Source organism: Nocardia sp. NPDC059195, assembly GCF_042754695.1.
Lineage (GTDB): Bacteria > Actinomycetota > Actinomycetes > Mycobacteriales > Mycobacteriaceae > Nocardia.
Genome location: NZ_JBHZBG010000009.1, coordinates 23,113 through 41,759, shown reverse-complemented (window position 1 = coordinate 41,759; position 18,647 = coordinate 23,113). Strand labels below are relative to the sequence as shown.

The 18,647-nt window shown below is 67.7% G+C and carries 22 protein-coding genes; 12 read left to right on the top strand and 10 right to left on the bottom strand.

The features are described 5' to 3' along the window. Nucleotides 1-15: 15 nt before the first annotated feature. The gene (locus ACFXKN_RS13855; RefSeq protein WP_378943190.1) at nucleotides 16-702 is read right to left on the bottom strand and encodes a TetR/AcrR family transcriptional regulator; all 687 of its coding nucleotides are present in this window, start codon (nucleotides 700-702) and stop codon (nucleotides 16-18) included. Nucleotides 703-964: 262 nt separating this feature from the next. Here ACFXKN_RS13855 and ACFXKN_RS13850 point away from each other — a divergent pair, with 262 nt between their 5' ends. The 6 genes from ACFXKN_RS13850 (at nucleotide 965) to purU (ending at nucleotide 5,899) form a co-directional block, all read left to right on the top strand. After that, nucleotides 965-2,296 (top strand): DUF445 domain-containing protein, encoded by a 1,332-nt coding sequence (locus tag ACFXKN_RS13850; RefSeq protein ID WP_378941515.1) that lies wholly within the window; start codon nucleotides 965-967, stop codon nucleotides 2,294-2,296. Nucleotides 2,297-2,387: 91 nt separating this feature from the next. Continuing rightward, nucleotides 2,388-2,834 carry a helix-turn-helix domain-containing protein gene (locus ACFXKN_RS13845; protein WP_378916325.1) on the top strand — a complete coding sequence of 149 codons (447 nt, stop codon included), beginning with the start codon at nucleotides 2,388-2,390 and terminating at the stop codon, nucleotides 2,832-2,834. Then, nucleotides 2,834-3,487, top strand: a complete 654-nt coding sequence (locus tag ACFXKN_RS13840; protein WP_378941506.1) for a heparin-binding hemagglutinin — start codon at nucleotides 2,834-2,836, stop codon at nucleotides 3,485-3,487. The genes ACFXKN_RS13845 and ACFXKN_RS13840 overlap by 1 nt, the downstream gene beginning before the upstream one ends. A gap of 82 nt (nucleotides 3,488-3,569) precedes the next feature. Then, a complete protein-coding gene (locus ACFXKN_RS13835; RefSeq protein ID WP_378943187.1) occupies nucleotides 3,570-3,860 on the top strand; it encodes a DUF2516 family protein in 291 nt (96 codons plus the stop codon). A gap of 75 nt (nucleotides 3,861-3,935) precedes the next feature. Further along, a complete protein-coding gene (locus ACFXKN_RS13830) occupies nucleotides 3,936-4,988 on the top strand; it encodes an alpha/beta fold hydrolase (RefSeq protein WP_378941499.1) in 1,053 nt (350 codons plus the stop codon). A gap of 20 nt (nucleotides 4,989-5,008) precedes the next feature. Continuing rightward, nucleotides 5,009-5,899 (top strand): formyltetrahydrofolate deformylase, encoded by an 891-nt coding sequence (purU, locus tag ACFXKN_RS13825; protein ID WP_378941492.1) that lies wholly within the window; start codon nucleotides 5,009-5,011, stop codon nucleotides 5,897-5,899. A 1-nt stretch (nucleotide 5,900) separates the two neighbouring features. Here purU and ACFXKN_RS13820 read toward each other — a convergent pair whose 3' ends face one another. Continuing rightward, nucleotides 5,901-6,428 (bottom strand): GNAT family N-acetyltransferase, encoded by a 528-nt coding sequence (locus ACFXKN_RS13820; protein ID WP_378941483.1) that lies wholly within the window; start codon nucleotides 6,426-6,428, stop codon nucleotides 5,901-5,903. Nucleotides 6,429-6,532: 104 nt separating this feature from the next. Between ACFXKN_RS13820 and deoC the strand changes: the two genes are divergently transcribed. Then, complete coding sequence (deoC, locus tag ACFXKN_RS13815; RefSeq protein ID WP_378941474.1) at nucleotides 6,533-7,198, top strand: deoxyribose-phosphate aldolase; 666 nt, start codon at nucleotides 6,533-6,535, stop codon at nucleotides 7,196-7,198. A 4-nt stretch (nucleotides 7,199-7,202) separates the two neighbouring features. On the opposite strand, the gene ACFXKN_RS13810 is transcribed toward deoC, so the two are convergent. Then, nucleotides 7,203-7,937: a DUF2993 domain-containing protein gene (locus ACFXKN_RS13810; RefSeq protein ID WP_378941469.1), complete on the bottom strand. Its 735-nt coding sequence runs from the start codon at nucleotides 7,935-7,937 to the stop codon at nucleotides 7,203-7,205. Nucleotides 7,938-8,043: 106 nt separating this feature from the next. On the opposite strand from ACFXKN_RS13810, the gene ACFXKN_RS13805 reads away from it, so the two are divergent. Then, a complete protein-coding gene (locus ACFXKN_RS13805) occupies nucleotides 8,044-8,652 on the top strand; it encodes a hypothetical protein (protein ID WP_378941465.1) in 609 nt (202 codons plus the stop codon). On the opposite strand, the gene ACFXKN_RS13800 is transcribed toward ACFXKN_RS13805, so the two are convergent. From ACFXKN_RS13800 to ACFXKN_RS13790, 3 genes are all read right to left on the bottom strand, one after another. Further along, the gene (locus tag ACFXKN_RS13800; RefSeq protein ID WP_378941461.1) at nucleotides 8,638-9,429 is read right to left on the bottom strand and encodes a class I SAM-dependent methyltransferase; all 792 of its coding nucleotides are present in this window, start codon (nucleotides 9,427-9,429) and stop codon (nucleotides 8,638-8,640) included. The two genes, ACFXKN_RS13805 and ACFXKN_RS13800, sit on opposite strands and share 15 nt — an antisense overlap. Nucleotides 9,430-9,437: 8 nt before the next feature. Then, nucleotides 9,438-9,965: a DUF2505 domain-containing protein gene (locus ACFXKN_RS13795; RefSeq protein WP_378941456.1), complete on the bottom strand. Its 528-nt coding sequence runs from the start codon at nucleotides 9,963-9,965 to the stop codon at nucleotides 9,438-9,440. A 189-nt stretch (nucleotides 9,966-10,154) separates the two neighbouring features. Continuing rightward, a complete protein-coding gene (locus ACFXKN_RS13790; RefSeq protein WP_379433128.1) occupies nucleotides 10,155-11,249 on the bottom strand; it encodes a UDP-N-acetylmuramate dehydrogenase in 1,095 nt (364 codons plus the stop codon). A 40-nt stretch (nucleotides 11,250-11,289) separates the two neighbouring features. Between ACFXKN_RS13790 and ACFXKN_RS13785 the strand changes: the two genes are divergently transcribed. Together ACFXKN_RS13785 and ACFXKN_RS13780 are read left to right on the top strand one after the other, a co-directional pair. Further along, nucleotides 11,290-11,778 carry a DUF2505 domain-containing protein gene (locus tag ACFXKN_RS13785; protein WP_378941451.1) on the top strand — a complete coding sequence of 163 codons (489 nt, stop codon included), beginning with the start codon at nucleotides 11,290-11,292 and terminating at the stop codon, nucleotides 11,776-11,778. 315 nt (nucleotides 11,779-12,093) lie between these two features. Next, on the top strand, nucleotides 12,094-13,293 hold the full coding sequence (locus ACFXKN_RS13780) for an Ig-like domain-containing protein (RefSeq protein WP_379433127.1): 1,200 nt from the start codon (nucleotides 12,094-12,096) through the stop codon (nucleotides 13,291-13,293). A gap of 27 nt (nucleotides 13,294-13,320) precedes the next feature. Here ACFXKN_RS13780 and ACFXKN_RS13775 read toward each other — a convergent pair whose 3' ends face one another. Next, entirely contained in the window at nucleotides 13,321-14,754 is a 1,434-nt protein-coding gene (locus ACFXKN_RS13775) for a DHA2 family efflux MFS transporter permease subunit (protein WP_378941447.1), read from the bottom strand. Nucleotides 14,755-14,759: 5 nt separating this feature from the next. Then, complete coding sequence (locus tag ACFXKN_RS13770) at nucleotides 14,760-15,422, bottom strand: NADPH-dependent FMN reductase (protein WP_378941440.1); 663 nt, start codon at nucleotides 15,420-15,422, stop codon at nucleotides 14,760-14,762. Between ACFXKN_RS13770 and ACFXKN_RS13765 the strand changes: the two genes are divergently transcribed. Together ACFXKN_RS13765 and ACFXKN_RS13760 are read left to right on the top strand one after the other, a co-directional pair. Beyond that, nucleotides 15,421-15,597 carry a hypothetical protein gene (locus ACFXKN_RS13765; protein ID WP_378941436.1) on the top strand — a complete coding sequence of 59 codons (177 nt, stop codon included), beginning with the start codon at nucleotides 15,421-15,423 and terminating at the stop codon, nucleotides 15,595-15,597. The genes ACFXKN_RS13770 and ACFXKN_RS13765 overlap by 2 nt on opposite strands. Then, on the top strand, nucleotides 15,594-16,952 hold the full coding sequence (locus ACFXKN_RS13760; RefSeq protein WP_378941433.1) for an MFS transporter: 1,359 nt from the start codon (nucleotides 15,594-15,596) through the stop codon (nucleotides 16,950-16,952). The genes ACFXKN_RS13765 and ACFXKN_RS13760 overlap by 4 nt, the downstream gene beginning before the upstream one ends. Before the next feature lie 77 nt (nucleotides 16,953-17,029). Here the strand turns inward: ACFXKN_RS13760 and mscL are convergent, their stop codons facing one another. After that, nucleotides 17,030-17,491 (bottom strand): large conductance mechanosensitive channel protein MscL, encoded by a 462-nt coding sequence (mscL, locus tag ACFXKN_RS13755; protein ID WP_378941428.1) that lies wholly within the window; start codon nucleotides 17,489-17,491, stop codon nucleotides 17,030-17,032. Nucleotides 17,492-17,802: 311 nt separating this feature from the next. Then, nucleotides 17,803-18,537, bottom strand: a complete 735-nt coding sequence (locus ACFXKN_RS13750; RefSeq protein ID WP_378941421.1) for an SDR family NAD(P)-dependent oxidoreductase — start codon at nucleotides 18,535-18,537, stop codon at nucleotides 17,803-17,805. Between the last annotated feature and the right edge of the window lie 110 nt (nucleotides 18,538-18,647).

The window sequence follows — 18,647 nt, the reverse complement described above, 5'->3', positions numbered from 1 at the left end:
GCGAGAAAAAGCTGGTCAGAGATCCTGTGTCGGGATATCGGGAAGGGGATGTGGCTGTGTGGTGAAGATCTGGGTGGAGCCGCCCGCCCTGGCGATGCCCTCGATCGCGCTCCAGGCCATCATCGTGAGGTAGTCGATGACGTCCTGGCGTGGCATGGCCTTGTCGGTGGTTGTCCACCAGTGCGTGGCCAGCTGGATGCCGCCGACCAGCATGTACGACCACAGCAGCGCGCCGTCGGTGCGCATGCCCTTGCTGCCCGCCCGGTCGACCAGCACCGTGGTGACCACCTCGGCGAACAAGCGCTCGAATTCCGCGAGGGAGGACTTGTCGCCCGCGGAATTTCCCATGATGAACTGGTAGACCTCGGGGTCGTCGTCGACGGTGCCCACGTATTCGGTCATCGCGGCGCGCACGAGTTGGTATTCGTCGGCGTCGAGGCTGATCGCGCCGTACACCCGGGGCAGCAGGGTGGTTTCGATGAAGCGCTGCATAGTGGCGTGGACCAGGTCGCTCTTGTCCGCGAAGTAGCGGTACAGCACGGTCTTGGACACGCCGATCTCGGTGGCGATCTCGTCCATGCCAGCCTGGCTGCCCCGTGCGCGGATGGCGTTGAGGGTGCCGTCGACCAGTTCCTCGCGGCGGTCGATCTTGTGCTGGCGCCACCGACGTTTGCGGCCGTCGGCTTGGCCGCCACCGCGCACACTGGCTCGGCTCGACTGCTCGCCGATCTCGACAAGGTCTTCGGTGGACAGGACAGCCCCCTTGTGGTCGATGTTGGCGTCTCTAGCCAACAGCTTAGGCGCGCCGGTGTGGGGCGGCGCTCCTTTGGCCCACGTTGCGGCATTTACCACACTCCGGTGCTTACGCGCGCGTACGACAAACCGTGCGGTTCGCCGTGTCGTGGGAGACGCCACGCGGGGTTGACGGCGGCGCACTCGCCGCGCGCACAGCAGAATGGTGGCTATGGAGAAATCTCCCGGCAACACGGCGGTTCTCACGCCGCGCACCGAGCCCGCCGCACAGCCCGCCGGCTTCGCGGTGATGACCGACGAGGCGGGCAAAAAACGCGACCTGTTCAAGATGAAGGCCCTGGCGACCAGTTTCCTGGTGGCGGCCAGCGTGATCTACCTGCTGTGCCGCTGGCTCGAATCGCGTGGCGGCGGTGGCGAGTGGGTTGGCTATGTTCGCGCGGCCTCGGAGGCGGGCATGGTCGGCGCACTGGCCGATTGGTTCGCGGTCACCGCGCTGTTCAAGCACCCGTTGGGTCTGCCGATCCCGCACACCGCGATCATCCGTAAGAAGAAGGACCAGCTCGGCGAGAGCCTCGGCGCCTTCGTCGGCACCAACTTCCTCGCTCCCGACGTGGTCTCGGCGCGCCTGGACTCGGCGCAGATCTCGCTGCGCGTGGGTCGGTGGATGGCCGATCCGGCGCACGCGGCCCGGGTGGCGCAGGAGAGTGCGACGATCCTGACCGCGGTGGTCAACACCCTGCGCGACGAGGACGTCGAGCAGATCATCGACAACACCATCGTCAAGCGGATCGCCGAACCGCTGTGGGGGCCGCCGCTGGGCCGGGTGCTCTCGGAGATGATCGCCGACAACCGGCAGCGGCCGCTGATCGATCTGCTGGCCGAGCGCGCGCATCAGTGGGCGCTGGGCTCCCAGGACACGATCGACCGGATCGTGGTGCGCGATGCGCCGCAATGGGCGCCGAAATTCGTCAATACCTTGCTTTCCGAGCGAATCTATCGGGAACTCGTAGAGTTCACCTGGAAGGTGCGCTCCGATCCCGATCATGAATTGCGCCGGGCCGCCGATCGCTTTCTGCAGGATTTCGCCGAGGACCTGCAACACGACGACGCGATGATCGCCAAGGCGGAGAAGGTAAAGGCCGAGATCATGGGCCGCGAGCAGATTACCGGAATGGCCGAGGCCACCTGGCGCGCGGCGAAGCGGTTGATCTTGGAGTCGGCCGACGATCCCGATTCCACGTTGCGCCGGAAGGTGGCCGAGAATGTGCAGCAGCTCGGCGAGCGTCTGCGTGACGATCCGGCGATGCGTGGCAAAGTGGACGGGTGGATCGACCGCGGTGCTCGCTATCTGGTCGGTAACTACTCCGCGGAGATCACGACACTGGTGACCGACACGGTCGCGCGCTGGGATGCTGACGAGGCGAGCCGGAAGATCGAGTTGCAGGTCGGCCGGGATTTGCAGTTCATCAGGATCAACGGCACGGTCGTCGGCTCGCTCGCCGGCCTGGCCATCTACACGATCTCGCAGCTGCTGTTCCACTGAGTGATGGTTAGCCGACCGAGTGCTAACTGTAGTGCTTGCAATAGTTAGCACCCTGTTCTAGTATTGGCCTTACAACGCCAGAAGGTGAGCGATGACAGACCAACCCGAGAGTCGTGTAGCGCACGCGGCTCAAGATATCGGAGGTTTCATCAGGGCACAGCGCGAAGGTGCGCAGGTGTCCCTGCGTCAGCTCGCCGCTCTGGCGGGGGTAAGTAATCCGTACCTGAGCCAAATCGAACGCGGATTACGTAATCCCTCCGCCGAAGTACTCGCGCAGATCGCCAAGGCACTGCGGGTTTCCTCGGAGGTGTTGTATGTGCGGGCAGGTTTTCTGGAACAGCGTCCGCACAGCCCGGTCCGTGACGCCCTGCTGGCCGACACTTCGGTGTCCGAGCGGCAGAAACAGGTGTTGCTGGAAATCTATGAGTCGTTTCGCCGGGAAAACGGGGAAGAAGCCGGCTCAGGGGGGATCGAACGAGACAGTGACGTTTCGTTCACGACAACTGACACTCCGCCACACCAGGAGAATGAAGACTGATGACCGAGAAGACCGCCACTGTGACCAAGCCGCTGTTCGCCACCGTCGGTGCCGGTGACGCCATCTACGCCGCCGTGAACGACGTTGTCGCCGACGTCCGTGGCCGCGTTGTCGCCACCGATGCCAAGGCCCGCGTCGAAGAGGCCCGCGAGCGCATCGCGAACGTGCCCGCCGACGTGGCTGCTCAGTTCGACACCCTGCGTGACCGCATCTCCGGCCTGCCCTCGGAGCTGCCGGAGGATCTCGCCGAGCTGCGCGAGAAGTTCACCCCCGAAGAGCTGCGCAAGCTGGCCGAGCAGTACTACCGCCAGGCGCTCGACATCTACGCCGATCTCGCCGTTCGCGGTGAGGAGACCGTCGACCGGCTGCGTGCCAACCAGGCCGTCGACGAGCAGATCGGTCGCGTCGAGACCCTGTACAAGGATGCCTCCGCTCGCGCCGAGGACGCCCTGACCAAGGTCAACGACCTGCTGGGCAACCGCAGCAAGGCCGAGGCTGAGGCTGTGGCCGACAAGGTCGAGGCTGTTGTCGAGGCCGAGGTCGTCGCCGTCACCACCGAGGAGCCGGCTCCGGCCAAGGCTCCCGTCGCGAAGAAGGCTCCGGCCGCCAAGAAGGCCGCTCCGGCCAAGAAGGTCGCGCCCAAGAAGGTCTAAGCCCCTTCGGGCATCACCGCTGACAGCGGCCCCGTACACCGAGCGTGTACGGGGCCGCTGTTCGTATGATGGGGATGTGAACATGGTGAATGGGATGACCTCGCTGATTCTGCTGGTCCTGTGGATCGGCGCCTTCGGCGCGACGGTGTTCGCGCTCATTCACGCTGTGCGCCAGCGTTCGGATGCGTTCACCGCCGTCGACAAGATGACCAAGCCGATCTGGCTGGCGATTCTCGGCGGTGCGCTGGTGTTCTTGCTGATCGGCATCGGTGGGCTGGGGATGCTGTCGTTCATCGCGATCATCGCGACCGGTGTGTACCTGGCCGACGTGCGCCCGAAGGTCGACGAGGTGCAGCGCGGCCCGCGCTGGTAACGGCCATCCGGAGGGCTCGCGGGTGAGTGGTACACGGTGTTACTGTATCTATCAGTAACACAAAGGAGTGTGCTGATGCGCGCAAAGTTGCCGACGGCTCTGGTGAACCTGGTCGATCAGGCGTCCACCGTGGTCAAGACCACCCTCGCGGCCCACCGGGCCGACCTGCGGACCCGGTCGCACGGAATCGCGGCCTTCGATCCGCCGCGGATGCCGCATGACGTGATCCCGGTGATCACCGCCGACGGAGCACGCCTGCGAGTGCACGCCTACGGCCCGGTCGACGCGCCCGTCATCGTGTTCGCCCACGGCTGGACCTGCTCGCTCGAATACTGGAACGCCCAGATCAACGCCTTCGCCGGCGAGTACCGCGTGGTCGCCTACGACCAGCGCGGCCACGGCGAGAGCACCAACGGCTACGCCCGCCCGAGCACGAATCTGCTCGCCGACGACCTGTGCGACGTGCTCGACGCCGTCCTGCTGCCGGGTCAGCGCGCGGTACTGGCCGGACACAGCATGGGCGGGATGACGCTCATCGCCTGGGCGGGCCGCTACCCCGAGCGCGTCGCCGAACAGGCCGCCGCGGTGATCCTCACCAATACCGGCGCGCACTCGCTGGTCGAGGTGTCGACCATGGTCCCCGGCCTGAACAAGCCGCTGCGGCTGCTGCGTGGGCGCGCGATGCCGACGCCGGACTGGCTCGGCAAGATGATCCTGGGCACCCCGGTGGTCTTCCCGCCGATCAAGCCGGTGCGCTGGATCTTCGCCCGTCAGGTGATGACCCTCGACACCTCGCGCGAGAAGCTGGACTACGGGCTGTCGGTGGTCCGTGGCTGCCCGATGATGACGCGTGCGCGCTACGGGAACTTGCTCGCGGCGCTGCACCTCGGCGATGACGCGAAGAACTTCTCGGTGCCGACCACCGTGCTCGCGGGCGACCGCGACGACATGACCCCGGCGCTGCACGCCGAGCGCCTGGCCGCGCTGCTGCGGGAAGCGGGCACGCTCGCCGGGTTCAAGGTGCTGCCGACCGGGCACCTCGGCAATGTCGAACGCTATGACCTGTTCAATGCCGAAGTGGCCGAGGTACTCGCCGCCGTCCGTGAGCCCGTGCGCGCCTCGGCCTGACCGCCTGCGAGAATCGGCGGATGAGTTCTACCGCTGTGACCTCGGACGACCGCCGGTTCGTGCTGAGCCTCGGGTGCCCGGACCGGCCGGGCATCATCGCCCGGATCTCCTCGTTCATCGCCGAATTCGGCGGCTCGATCGTGGAGGCCGGGTACCACTCCGACGGTGACATCGGCTGGTTCTTCACCCGGCAGGCCGTGAAGGCCTCGACGGTGCCGTTCTCGATCGACGAGCTGCGGGAGCGCTTCGCCGAGGTGGCCGCCGAGTTCGGTCCCGAGACCGACTGGCAGCTACACGATTCCGGTGCGCCGCGGCGGGCGGTGCTGCTGGTCAGTAAGGACGGGCACTGCTTGCACGACCTGCTCGGCCGCGCGCAGGCCGGTGAGCTGCCCGCGACCATCGAGGCCGTGATCGGCAACCATCCCGACCTCGCGGGCATGACCGAGGCGCACGGGGTGAAGTTCCACTACGTGCCGTTCCCGAAGGATCCGGCCGAGCGCGGTCCGGCCTTCGAGCAGGTGCGCGAACTCGTCGACTCCCACGATCCACACGCGGTGGTGCTGGCCCGCTTCATGCAGGTGCTCCCGGCGGACCTGTGCGAGCACTGGGCTGGGCGCGCGATCAATATCCACCACAGCTTCCTGCCCTCGTTCGTCGGCGCGCGGCCCTATCACCAGGCCTACGCGCGCGGGGTGAAGCTGATCGGGGCGACCTGTCACTACGTCACCGCCGAGCTGGACGCGGGGCCCATCATCGAGCAGGACGTGATCCGGGTCGATCACGCCGATGATGTGCGCGACATGGTGCGCCAAGGACGTGACATCGAGCGGGTCGTGCTCGCGCGCGGGCTGCGCTGGCACCTCGAAGGCCGGGTGCTCGTGCACGGTCGGCGCACGGTCGTCTTCGAGTGATCTACAGGTCGTAAAACGGTGCGGGATAACGGAATTCGCCGGTGACGGCGGAGTCGTAGGCCGTGAGCGGGCGGACCTGGAAGTACGCCGCCCATTCGGCTTCGTCGGGCACGATGCCCAGGCGCGGGCCGGGGACGAAACCGAAGCGGGCGTAGTAGTCGGGGTCGCCGACCAGGCCGACGACCGATTCGTCGAGGGCGTCGGCGGCACCGAGAGCGGCATGGACCAGCGCCGAGCCGACGCCGGACTTCTGATGCTCCGGGTCTACGCCGAGCGGGCCGAGCGCGAGCACGGGGAACGGGCCGATACCTGCTCTGGTGAGACAGATATGCCCCACGACCGTGTCGTATTCGAGCGCGACCAGCGACAGGGTCGGCATCCACGACTCGTCGGTGCGTAGCGTCTCGACGAGGGCGGGTTCGGGTGGTTCGGTGACGGCCGGATCGTCCGCGTAGTGCGGGGCGAAAGCGGCGCGGTGGATCGCGGCGATCGCCGCGGCGTCCGCTGGGGTCTCGCGACGGATCAGCACAGGCTTAAGTCTCCAGGATTTGGGTAGAAGAGCGCAATGATGTGCGGCGGATACGTCGACGCCCTCTCTGCCGGAGGCGGCCGCGGATGTGCCATGCTCGGGAAATGACTTCCGCGCCGCTGACCCGGGCCGCCGTGGCCGACATGATCGACCACACCCTGCTCGCCCCGGAAGCCACCCCGGCCGAGGTCGACGCGCTGATCGCGGATGCCCGCAAGCTCGGGGTCTACGCGATCTGCATCTCCCCGTCGATGCTGCCGGTGCGCGCGCCGGGGCTGGTGGTGGCCACTGTCGCGGGCTTCCCGTCCGGCAAGCACCACTCGCTGGTGAAGGGTGCCGAGGCGCGGCTGGCCGTGGAGCAGGGCGCCGCCGAGGTCGACATGGTGATCGACGTGGGAGCGGCGCTGGCCGGTGATTTCAATGCCGTGCTCGCCGACATCATCACCGCACGCGAGGCGACCCTGGATCGGGCCGTGCTCAAGGTGATCATCGAATCGGCCGCACTCACCGACGAGGCGATCGTCGGCGCGTGCCGGGCGGCCGAGCAGGCCGGTGCCGATTTCGTGAAGACCTCCACCGGCTTTCATCCGGCGGGCGGTGCGAGCGTGCACGCGGTGCGGTTGATGGCCGAGACCGTCGGCGGGCGACTCGGGGTGAAGGCCAGTGGGGGGATCCGCACCGCCGAGGACGCCGCCGCGATGATCGAGGCCGGTGCTACCCGGCTCGGGTTGTCGAAATCCGCCGCGGTGCTCGACGGCTTTCCTGAGTAGACGATCAGCAGGTGAACTCGGTCTGCTGGCCGGAGGGGGCGGCGTCCAGCGAGGTCTTGCCGCCGGAAAGGTGCACTGTCACACCGTCATCGGTGACCTTCACCTCCTGGGCGCGCAGGCCGAGCGGGTAGCTCTGCAGGCTCTGGGTGAAGGTTTCGACGATGCCCTGCACGAGGTCGGTGGGCAGGCCGATGCCGAGAAACTGCGCCGACTTGGTGTCCACCGTGACGTTGCCGTCGCGGACCAGCGGCTGCACCTCCAGCTGGGCGAGGCCGCCGAGCACATCGAGAGTCAGCACGCCGGTGCTCGCCGAGGAGCTCACGCCGCTCACCATGGTGCCGAGCGTCTCGCGGATGCCGTCGTTGTTCCAGGTCACGTCGGCGGTCGAGCTGTCGATGGTGCCGCCGCCGCGACCGCGGTCGACGAGTTCGATGTCGTTGAATTTCGCGTGCACCACCATCCCGACAGCGGGGCCGAACTTGTTGTCCTCGCTGTCGACGGTGACCGAGCCGACCTTGCCGTCCACATAGGACAGCAGGATCGGTCGCAGACCGAAGCCCACGTCGATGCCCGAGCCCATCTGCTGCTCGAACGCGCTGCTGATGCAGCGTGAGACCTTGTGCCGGGCATAGGCTTCGGTGCCGCCGATGGCCGCGACGAGAAGGACGGCGACCACGGCCAACGCGATCACCAGCGGGCGCCGACCGATTCTGGGGCGTGGGGGCTTTTGCGTGGTCATGGCATCGGATTCTTCCCGATCTTTCTGTGTCTGCTCTGAGGACGTGGTGAAAGCCTTCACAGCAAAATGTGACCTGGCACACGCGACCGGGCGTAGCCTGGGATGCATGACTGGCGAGGGCGTGCGCCGGGTGGCGGGGACAGCGGATCATCGGTGGCGGGTGCTGCGGCGCCTCGCCGGGCGGCATGCGGGCTTCTTCACCACGCGTCAGGTGCTGCGCACCGGCTGCGAATCGCAGGTCAGGGCGGCCCTGGGAGACGGGTCGGTGACCAGGGCCGGGGTCGGGATGATGCGGCTGGGGCAGTGGCGGGTGGGGCCGCTGGACGAGTACGCGATGTGGGCGGCGTGGTTCGACGGTGCCGCGGCGGCGTCGTATCAGAGTGCGGCGGAACTGCACGGGCTCGGCCGATTGCAGCCGCGGTTTCTGCATCTTTCGGTGTCGGCGGGTCGCCCGCCCGTGACGCCGCGACTGGTGCTGACCAGGCGCAAGCTCCGCGCGGCGGATGTGGAGTCGGCTGGGCCGTTTCTGGTGACGACGCCGGTGCGGACGGTCCTCGACCTGGCCGAGACCGAGATCTCGCAGTCGGCATTGGACGAGGTGGTGGCTGACGCGGTGGCGATCCACCGGTGCGATACCGACGAGATCTGGTGGGGTGGGCAGCAATTGGCGCCGCGAGCGTCGGCGCGGGTGCGGCGGGCGTTAAGCCGGGTCTGACGGGGCGACTACGTCCCAGGGGACCGACAGCACGCAGTCGCGCATTCGTCGGCGATAGGTCTGTAGCGGGAAGCCGTTGGCGCGCAACATCTGCGCGGCTGCTCGCCAGCGGATGCGCGGGCCGTACGGTGCCATGGCCGCGCAACGCTCCCAGGCTTGGTCTGCCGCGATGAGGAGAGCGTGGATACGTTCACCGGGAATGTTGCGGTGGATCAACGCTTTCGGCAGGCGCTCGGCGATGTCGGAGGGGCGGTCTACGGTGAAGGGATCCCAGGCCAGGGTCAGGGAGAGGGGGCGGTGGCGGTCGAGGAGCACCCAGGCGCAGCGGCGGCCGAGCTCGTCGCAGGTGCCGTCGACGAGGAGGCCGTCGGGGGCCAGATTGGACTGGATTCGCGCCCACGCGTCGGGGACCGCGCCCTCGGGGTATTGGCGCAAGACGTTGAACGCGCGGACGAGGGTCGGTCGCAGGCCCGCCAGTTCGAAGCCGCCACGGGCGAAGCGGACGCCGTCGCGGGGTTCGACGACGCGGGCCGGGTCGATCTCGAGGCCGACCACATCGAGGTCGGGACGGACTGTCCGCAAGCGGGCGGCCAGCTCGAAGGTGGTCCACGGGGCGGCGCCGTAGCCGAGGTCGACAACCAAGGGGGTGGGGGATTCCCGCAGGGTCTTGCTGACGAGTTCGTCGTTGACGAGCCAGCGATCGCTGCGGCGTAGACGGTTGACGCCGGTGGTGCCGCGGGTGATGGTGCCGACCGGAGGGAGGGCTTTGCGGCTCACCGGGGTTGTCAGACCGACTTGTCGGCGGTCTGGTTGTCCAGGTAGCGCAGGGTTTCTTCCTGCTCGGCGCGGAACAGGTCGACCAGGTTCACCAGCATCAACTGCTCCAGGCGCGGGCCGACCATGGGGATGAAGACCTTGGCGGTGGGGGAGAAGCGCATGGTGGCGCCGGTTTCGGTGGGGAACAGGCGGATGGTGCCGGTGAGGCTGCCGGGGCCTGCGGGGATCGAGGCGGAGAACTTGCCCTCGGTCTCGTCGTGGGCGAAGGGGCCCCAGCTCTCCTTGCGGGTGATCACCATGTCTTTGCGCATGACGGTCTGGGCGATATCGGGGAGCATCTCGCGGGGCAGGGTGTGGTGCAGGACCACGTCGATGCCGTCGTCGGTGACGTCGAGGCTGACCACTTCGTTGCTGGGGGCGTACTTGCGCATTTCGGCGACGCGGGCTTCCCAGTAGTCCCTGCTCTGGAGGGCTGCGTACAGCTCTTCGGTGGTGTGCAGGGGGTAGCGAGCGGAGTAGTCCAGTCTGCGTGCCATGGCAGGACACGTTACGTGGTTGAGGTGCGGGCAGGCGTAAGAGGTGGAGATGTTGTTCGGGATCCCAACGCGATGCGCCCGACTTCGACGTGCGGCTGTCGGCGACCAGCCGGTGCCGACCGTCAATGGCTGACGGTTACCGCGCCATGGCGAGCCGTCGTCCAGGCCCGCGCTCGCAGTAAGCGCGTTCTACAGGGTGAGACCGACCGTGACCGGTTCGGGTTCCAAGGTCACGCCGAAGCGCTCCTGCACGCCCGCGCGGACCGTGCGGGCCAGGGCGACGATGTCGGATGCCGTCGCGGTGCCGCGATTGGTCAGGGCGAGGGCGTGCTTGGTCGACAGGCGCGCGGCGGCGGCTTCGCCGGGGAAGCCCTTCGCGAAACCGGCTCGTTCGATGAGCCAGCCCGCCGAGAGTTTGGTGCCATCGGGTGCGGGATAGGTGGGCACCTTGACATCGTCGCCGACGTGCGTGGCGATCGCGGCCAGTACCCGGGGCAGCTGCTCCTCAGTGACGACCGGGTTGGTGAAGAACGAACCGGCGCTCCAAGTGTCGTGATCGGCCGGGTCGAGGACCATGCCCTTGCCCGCGCGCAGACGGAGTACTTGCGCGCGCACCTGCTCCACGGGCCTGGTCTCGCCGTCGCCCGCGCCGAGCGCCTTCGCGAGTTCGCCGTAGCGCAACGGCGCGCTCATCCCGCTCGGATCCAGCGCGAATTCGACGGCGAGGACCACGGCGTCATCGCTGTGCTTGAGCACACTGGTCCGGTAACCGAAGCCGAGTTCGGCGGGCTCGGCCCAGCGCACGTCCCCGGCCTTGCGATCGAGCAGACGCACCCGGCGCAACAGCGACGCGACCTCGACCCCGTAGGCGCCGACGTTCTGCACCGGCGTCGCACCGGCCGAACCGGGAATCCCGGACAGGCATTCCAGCCCGCCCAGTCCGGCCGCGACGGTCGCCGCGACGACCTCGTCCCAGTTCGCACCCGCCTCGGCCACCACTCCGTCGGGCCCCAGCTCGACACCGGTCGTGCCGACCCGGACGGCCACTCCGTCGAAGCCCGCGTCGTCGATGAGCAGGTTCGACCCGCCCGCCACCAGCAGGACCGCGATATCGGCCGCGTCCAGGGCCTTCACCGTGGCCACCAGGTCCTCGGTGGTCGCGCATTCGGCGAGCAGCGCGAGCCCGCCGACCCGCAGGGTCGTCAATTCGGACAAAAGCACCGAATCCCGGACCGTCGCGCCGGTATCGGCAAGCAGGTCACGCAGCTGATCGGAGGACACCACCCGTGTTGTACGCACGTTCGCAGACGGTACCGTGTCGAATATGGCTACACCTCTGGCGTTCACTGCCGGCTACACGCATTCCGTCGATGCGGTGCGCGCCGCGTACTCCGACGAGCAGTACTGGAAGGCCCGAATCGCCGAGGTCGGGGGCCCCGGGGCCCGGCTCGACGCCTTCGCCGTCGACGGCGACCAGGTCCGCGTCCAGATGGTGCAGTCCATCCCCGCCGATCAGCTCCCGCCGGCCATCACCGCCGTGCGCCCCGGTGACCTGGTCATTCCGCGCACCGAGACCTACACCGGCACCGGCGGCATCTTCGAAGCCCACGTGGACGGCGCCCCCGCGGTGGTCCGCGGCACGGTCACGATGGCTCCCGACGACGGCACCGGCTCCACCACCGCCATCAACGGCACCATCGAGGTGAAGATCCCGCTCTTCGGCGGCAAGATCGAGGCGGCCATCTCCGAGCGCCTGATCGAACTGCTCGGCAACGAGGCCACCTTCACCGAGGAGTGGCTCAACCGCCGGTAGCCTCGGCGAGCCACTGGCGTCATCGTGCAAAGCGGCTAGTTCCAGTCAGAATTCTGATTCGAACGAGGTCGATGGCACGATTTCGCCGGACTCGAGTCGGCCTGGCGCGATCCGCCTGACAAGCCGTATACGCGGCCGCGTCGATGAGCGATCGGGTAGTCGCTCGGGTCCGGTATCGGCATGGTTGGTGACCGCGCTCACGGGGTGTAGTTCGGTAGCTCGGCGTACATTCGATGCGTGAGCAAACATTCGGTAACCGGTCTGTTGCGCGCGCGGGCAGCCGCGCGCCGTGGTTCGTCGGCGCAAGGGCGTGAAATGGGCGTTCGGGGCGGGCGGTCCGTGGTTGCGGTGATCTTGCTGGCCGTGCTCGTTGTGCTGACCGGGTGCACGATCGACCGGCCGGGCAAGGACGGCGAGGCGGCGGTGCCGGTCGCGCAGGTCACCATCGCGCCCGCGCCCGGCGCTACCGATGTCGACCCGGTCGCGCCCGTTTCGGTGACGGTCGCCCATGGCACGATCGACCAGATCGCCCTCACCAACGCCAACGGCAAACAGATCACCGGTCAGCTCAGCCCCGACCGCACGACCTACAAGGTCGCCGAACCGCTCGGCTACGGCGCGTCGTACACCTGGGCCGGTACGGCCATCGGTGCCGACGCGAAACCGATCCCGATCGACGGCACCTTCACCACGATCAGCCCGCAGTCGACCATCCCGGCCACGATCAATATCGGCGACGGCCAGGAGGTCGGGATCGGGGCGCCGATCATCCTGAAGTTCGCCGGGCCGGTCACGAACAAGGCGGCCGTGGAGAAGGCGCTCACTGTCACCACCGACCAGAGCACCGAAGGATCCTGGGCTTGGCTGCCCGACGACGGTGGCTCGCGGGTGCACTGGCGTCCGAAGAACTACTGGACCCCCGGCACCACTGTGCACGTCGGCGCGAAGCTCTACGGCGTCGACCTCGGCGGCGGCGCGTACGGCGACTCCGATATCACCTCCGATTTCACCATCGGCCGCAGCCAGATCGTCATCGCCAACGCCCCGAGCCATCGCATGCAGGTGGTCCGCGACGGTGCCACGATCTTCGACTTCGCGGTCTCCTACGGCGAAGGCAACGAACCGCGCAATGTCACCCGCTCGGGCGTGCACGTCGTCACCGAGAAGTACGAGGATTTCATGATGTCGAATCCGCCGTACTACACCAATGTTCGCGAACGGTGGGCCGTCCGCATCTCCAACAACGGCGAATTCATCCACGCCAACCCCGAATCCCTCTCGGCCCAGGGTTCTTCGAACGTCACCAACGGCTGCATCAACCTCTCACCGGGCGACGCCCAGGCCTACTTCCCGACGGCGCTCTACGGCGACCCGGTCGAAGTGACCGGCACGTCGATCGAGCTCTCCCAGGCCGATGGCGACATCTACGACTGGGCCATCGACTGGGCGACGTGGCAGTCCATGTCCGCGTTGCCCACCGGATCTACGCCGGACGCTGCCGTCGTGCCGCGATAGTTCCACGGCACGACGGCTCGGCTACCGCTAGCGCCGGGGTAGCAGCAGCGCCGGAACGAGTGCCAACGCGATCATGACGGGCGCGATCAGGTAGGTGTGCTGGAACGCGTCGGCCAGGGCGGGGGCGAGTTCGGCCCGCTGATCCGCCGTCATGGCGTGCAGCGCCTGGAGTCCACCCGTCACCGGGAGCAGCGCACCCAGTGTCACCGAGGCCACCGCGGTGCCGATCGCCATCGACGTGGTGCTGATCATGTTCAGCACCGTCGACCCGACGGGCTGCTGCTCGCGGCTCAGTGGCCGGGTCGCCGTGGTCATCACCGGCATCAAGGTTCCGCCGCCACCCGCTCCCATCAGCACCATCGTGAGGCACAGCGCCCAGTACGGCGCGTCCGCGTCGAGTTGGATCGCGAACAGCACAAACCCGGTGAGCGCCACCGTGATCGACGCGGGCAGGTAGCGGCCGGGCGGAATCCGGTCGATCAATCTGCCCGCCACCTGCATCGTCGCACCCGAGGCCAGGGCGAACGGAATCCCCAAAGCGCCTGCCACCAGCGCTGACTCACCGCGCACGACCTGGAAATACAACGGCAGCAACAACATCGACCCGAAATATCCGCCCGCGAAGACCGCGAGCAGCACCGCGGAGGTGCCGGTCGTCCGGTTGCCGAGCACGCGCAGATCCAGCAGCGGCACCGAGGTGGTCAGCGAACGACGCACGAACGCGGCGATCAGACCGGCTCCAACCAGCAGCGGCACCAGCACCGCGGGTGTGGCGAACCCGGCGCTCTCACCCGCGGCGGTGACGCCGTAGATCACCAGCGCCAAGCCGGGCGACATCAGCAGCAGCCCACGCACATCCAGCGCACGTGGCGGTTCCGGCGCGTCATCGGGCACCACCCGGGCCGCCAGCATCAGCACCAGCGCGCCGAGCGGCAGATTGATGAAGAACATCCACCGCCACGACACCTCGTCGATCAGGTAGCCACCGACCACCGGGCCGAGCAGCGGGCCGACCAGGATGGCCAACCCGAGGGTGCTCATCAACTGCCCCAGCCGGTCGGGTCCGGCCGCGCGCAGCAGGATCGTCATGGCGACCGGCATCAACAGCCCGCCGCTCGCGCCCTGAATCAATCGAAAAGCGATGAGCGACTCGATGTTCCATGACAATCCGGCCAGCACCGAACCTGCCACGAACGCGCTGATCGCGATCAGATACAGCCGCTTGGCGCCGAACCGGCCGACCAGCCACGCCGAGGTCGGGACCACCGCGCCTAGGGCGAGCGAGTAGCCGGTGGCGACCCATTGGATGGTGCTCAAGCCCGCGTGGAACTCCATCGCCAGCTTGTTGATCGCCACGTTCACGATGGTCTGATCGAGCGTCGCCATGATCATGCCTGCCACCAGGACCAGGGCGATGCGCATCGGGTTGCGGGTGGTGACCGGGGCAGCGGTAGTGATCATCGCGGTCACTTCCCGTACGGGTTGGCAACGCGGGCGGCGCGCAGGGCCTCGCCCCACCAGGTGAGCTGATCGAGCATGGTCGCGGCGGCGGCGTCGGCATCGTTCGGGGCGGTGAGCTCGCCCGCCTCGTCGAATCGGCCCCACGCGTTCGGGAAGCAGATCGAGTCGCGCACGGTGACGGCGTGGAGTTCGGCGAAGACCGGGCGCAGGTGTTCCACGGCGCGCAGCCCACCGGAGATGCCGCCGTAGGAGACGAAGCCGACCGGCTTGGCCTGCCATTCGGCGTGGTGGGTGTCGATCAGGTTCTTCAGCGAGCCGGGGTAGCTGTGGTTGTACTCGGGTGTCACCACGACGAACGCGTCGGCGCGCGCGAGCTTGTCGGTGGCCTCGGTGAGGGAGGGGTGGTCGCTCGCGGCGCCGAACGCGCGCGGCAGTTCGATGCTCGCGGTGTCGACGACATCGACGAAGATCGCGTCGCGCAGTGCCGCCTGCCGGACGAACCAGTGCGCGATCGTCGGACCGAAGCGCCCTTCCCTGGTGCTGCCGATGACGACCGCGAGCCGCAGCGGGCTGTTGGGCGTACCCGAGCCTTCGCTCCGGCCGTGCGCGGAGGACCGCTGCGCGTCTGCGTTGTCTGCGGTTCGGACGTGGTCAACCGTGGCGCTCATGACGTTCCTGTTCGTCGGTGACGGCCCCTCGGCCGCCGCTGCGCTCTACCGTCCTACCTCAACTGTCCTCGAGGTCAAGCCGAAGGAAATTTCGGTGGTGCGGGAATACTCTCCGCCTTATGCTGGTTATTGCATTCATACGCAGATAAGCAGTCTTGAAAGGGCAGTTCCATGACCACCTCACTGTTCGCCCACCGCGACTATCGACTGCTGTTCACCGCCCAGGTCGCGGCTCTGTTCGGCACCGGACTCACCACCGTGGCCCTCGGTCTGCTCGCCTACGAACTGGCGGGCGGGAACGCGGCCATCGTGCTCAGTACCGCGTTGACGCTGAAGATGGTCGCCTACGTGACCGTCGCGCCGATCGCGGGCGCCTACGCGGGCCGACTGCCGCGCAGGCAATTCCTGATGGCGCTCAACGGTATTCGTGGCGCGATCGTGCTGGCTCTGCCCTTCGTCGACCAGATCTGGCAGATCTACGTGCTCATCACCCTGCTGCAGATCGCCTCGGCCGCCTATACCCCCACCTACCAGGCGGTGCTGCCCGACATCCTGCCCGACGAACGCGACTACACGAAGGCGCTGTCGGCCGCTCAGCTCGCGGCGACGATGGAAACGCTGCTCAGCCCGATGCTGGCGGCGCTGGCCCTGAGCTTGATCAGTTTCCACTGGCTGTTCGTCGGCACCGGCGTCGGCTTCGCGGTGTCGGTCGCCCTGGTGCTGGCCGCGCGCATTCCGAACGCGGTCGTCGGCGATGGCGCGATCAAGGAACGGCTCGTTGCCGGGCTGCGACTGTTCGCGGCGACTCCGCGGCTGCGTGGACTGCTCGGATTGAACCTGGTGGTCGCCGCCGCGGGCTCGGTGGTGATGGTCAACACCGTGAACTACGCGCGGGATGTGCTGGGCGGCAATCAGTCCGGCGTCGCGCTACTGCTGGCGGCGAACGGCCTCGGCACCATGTTCATCGCCCTCACCCTGCCCCGGATCCTGGACCGCCGCGGCGAGCGCCCGGTCATGCTCACCGGCGCCGCTGTGCTCCTCGCCGGCCTCACCGCCGCACTCGTCCTGTCGACCATGCCGACCGGCGAGTGGCACTGGCCCGCCGCCCTCACCACCTGGGCCACCATCGGCGCGGGCACTGCCCTGATCCTCACCCCCACCGGCCGTGTCCTGCGCCGCTCCGCCCGCGCCCAGGACCGCCCCGCCCTGTTCGCGGCACAGTTCTCCCTGTCTCACCTCGCCTGGCTGATCACCTACCCGATCACCGGCTGGCTGGCCACCACCGCGGGCTTCACCGCCACCTGGGCAACCCTCGCCGTGATCGCCGCCCTCGGCGCCACCGCGGCGATCCGGCTGTGGCCCCGCCACGACCCGGCCGAGATCACCCACGTCCACGAACTCGGCTCGGTCGACCCGGCGATCCTGGTCGACGCGATCCAGATCGGCCCCCGCCACTTCCAGCACACCCACTCCTACGTCATCGACGCCGACCATCCCCGCTGGCCGGCCAAGACCCCGGCATTCGCGTGAACCGCTCCGGATAACGACGAACCCCCGACCATGCCGGTCGGGGGTTCGTCGTGACGTCGATCAGCCGGATCGGGCGACTACGCCTCGACGGACTGGCTCGCGCGTTCCTTGCTCAGCTCGACGGTCTCGTCGGTGGTCAGACCCTGCTGCTTGGCCAGCAGATCGCGGATCTCGATGAGCAGCTCGGTCTCGGTGGGCTCGGCGTCCTTGGTGGTGCCGAACTTGTTCTTCAGCGACTTCATCGGCAGCATCAGCACGAAGTACAGGACCGCGGCGACCATGAAGAAGTCGATGAACGCGGTGATGATCGGGCCGAACGCGATGAACGTCGCCGGCTTGCCTGCGATCAGCTGGACACCGAGGCCGAGCTCATTGGTCGAGCCGAACACCGCGAGCAGCGGGTTGATGAGCCCCTTGCTGAACGCGGTGACCACCGCGGTGAACGCGGTACCCATCACGACCGCGACCGCGAGGTCGATGACGTTCCCGCGCATCAGGAAATCTTTGAACCCACTGAAAACGGACTTGATACCGAGCATCGAACTTCTACTCCTATGACTGGCTAACGGCAAACGGCGATGTTAACGGCCGGTCGCTCGGCACGGCGAATTCACGGCAACGCCCGAGCGACTCGCTCCCAGTATCAATACCCGCTACCGACCCCGCCACCCGAACGGCGATCGATCCTGGATCTGCCTACGGCGCCCGCGAATTGGCCCCCGGCTCGGCTTCGTGGGTGATCGACGCGCCTGGATAGCTCGAACGAACATAGTGACGAGGTTCACGTTTAGGGGGCGGTAGCGGTCCAGAACTGGGGAAACGGCTCGAGTGGAGCCAACTGCCGACGGAGTCAGGAGCGGCGGGCGAAGGAGCCGGGGCCTGCCTGGTCGCGGGGTTTGACGACGATGGTGTCGAGGTTGACGTGGGGTGGGCGGCTGGCTACGAAGCCGACGATCTCGGCGATGTCCTGGGCGAAGAGGGGGTCGATGCCTTCGTAGACCTTGGCGGCGCGGTCGGCGTCGCCGTCGAAGCGGACCAGGGAGAACTCGGTTTCCACGGCGCCGGGGGCGAGCTCGGTGAGGCGGACCGGCTGGCCGAGGAGTTCGCCGCGCAGGGTGCGGTGGGCGACAGCCTGGGCGTGCTTGGCGGAGGTGTAGCCGGAGCCGTTGTCGTAGGTGTGCAGGGCGGCGATGGAGGTGATGGTGACGATCAGGCCGTCGCCGGACGCGATCAGTTTCGGCAGCAGTGCCTTGGTGACGCGCAGGGTGCCGATGACATTGGTCTCCCACATCCAGCGCCAGTCGTCCAGGTCGGCGTCGATGACCGGGGCCAGGCCCTTCGCGCCGCCCGCGTTGTTGACCAGCACGTCGACGTGGTCGATCGCGTCGGTGAAGGCGCGCACCGATTCCTCGGAGGTAACGTCGAGTTCGATCGCGGTGCCGCCGATCTCGGCGGCGAGGCGCTGCACCCGGTCGAACCGGCGGGCACCCACATAGACGTGATAGCCCTGCTTGGCCAGCTCCCGGGCGGTGGCTTCACCGATTCCCGAGCTGGCTCCGGTAACGACGGCGGTGCGAATGCTCATGTTTGTCGATCTTATTCGCCCGGTATTTCCGGTCGCCATGGCTCCGATCACGGTGACGCTAGGGGGCCATGCGCAGCCGAGGAACGCTTCGCGACTGCGCCGATTAGCCT